Source organism: Stenotrophomonas sp. HMWF003 (assembly GCF_003061285.1).
Classification (GTDB): domain Bacteria; phylum Pseudomonadota; class Gammaproteobacteria; order Xanthomonadales; family Xanthomonadaceae; genus Stenotrophomonas; species Stenotrophomonas maltophilia_AP.
In genome coordinates this window covers 1,649-3,002 of the sequence record NZ_QAIW01000356.1, presented here as the reverse complement: position 1 = coordinate 3,002, position 1,354 = coordinate 1,649, and the positions used below count along the sequence as shown (strand labels likewise).

1 protein-coding gene is annotated in these 1,354 nt (G+C 69.8%); it reads left to right on the top strand.

The window, feature by feature from the left end; all coding sequences use genetic code 11:
• Positions 1-1,341, top strand: a 1,341-nt coding sequence (locus DBR34_RS14550; protein ID WP_181394023.1) for a hypothetical protein, incomplete at its 5' end; no start/stop codon positions are given.
• Positions 1,342-1,354 lie beyond the last annotated feature (13 nt).

The following is a 1,354-nucleotide window of genomic DNA, read 5'->3' as shown; positions in this document are numbered from 1 at the left end:
CCGCAGGCGGTGGCCATCGGCGAACAGGCGGCGCAGGCCAGCGTGGCAGAGGTACGTCGCTTCCAGGTGGATGCTGGCCAGTATGCGGCGTTCCAGCGCCAGCACCGGCCGCCGGATTACCAGGCACCGCTGGTGTCCTTCGTCGAGGTACAGCGCGACGGTACGCGCACCGCGCGCTACCTCGAGCAGCGCCTGCAGCCGCAGGTGGGCCAGCCGCTGGCACCGGAGAAAGTGGAGCAGCAGGTGGCCACGGCCTACGGCGAGGGCCGCTACGAGCAGGTGCAGTGGCGGCTGGACGAGCGGGACGGGCGCCAGGGCGTGGTGCTGGCGCCGCAGGACAAGCGCTGGGGCCCGGACTTCCTGCACTTCGCGCTGCGCCTGTCCGATGATTTCGACGGCAGCAGCAACTACCAGCTGATCAGCGAGCTGACCCGCACCGGGCTGAGCGACCAGGGCGCCGAGCTGAAGCTGCGTATCGGGCTGGGCGAAGTGGAGGAGGCGTTCGCCGAGTACTACCGTCCGTTCGGCCGCAGTGGCCGGCATGCGTTGTCGACCTATGCCAAGTACCGCGCCACCGATTTGGACCTGGCCTTGATGGGCGGCGGCGCGCTGGCCGAATTCCGTTACAGCCAGTGGCTGGGCGGGCTGCGCTGGGCGTACTCGCCGCACCCGGACTGGGAGGTGGCCGCGTTCCTCGAACGTGGCCAGGAGCGGCTGCGGCTGGACGTGGGCAACCCGAGCGAACTGGGCAACTACCGGGCCGACATGGGCAGCATCGGCTGGCAGCTGCGCCATGATTCGATCGACAGTTCGGCCTTCCCCAGCCGTGGCCAGCGCCTGTCGCTGACCCGCCAGCACTACCTGGCCAGCCTGGGTACCGACGATTCCGCCGCGGTGACCCGGCTGCAGTGGGATGGTGCGTGGTCGCAGGGCAGCAACCGCTGGCTGGGCGGTGTGCGCGCCTCGTCCGCGCACGGGGGCGACGATGTCCTGGCCACGTACGGCTTCCTGGGCGGCCTGGGCAATCTCTCCGGCTATCCGGAGGAAGCGATCTTCGCGCCACAGACCGCCCTGGCGCGGGTGGTGTACTACCGCCGCGTCGCGCATGCCGATTCGCTGCTGACCATTCCGCTGTACGTGGGCGGCAGCCTGGAATGGGGCGGCTTCTGGCGCAGCCGCAACCAGGTCGACATCGACGGCATGCAGAGCGCCGGCAGCCTCTTCGTTGGCGCCGACACCTTCCTGGGCCCTGTGTTCCTGGGCTATGGCCGTGCCCAGGGCGGGCACGATTCGTTCTACCTCACCTTCGGCTCATTGCTGCGTACGCTGGACGGCTTCTGAGCGGCCCCGCCGC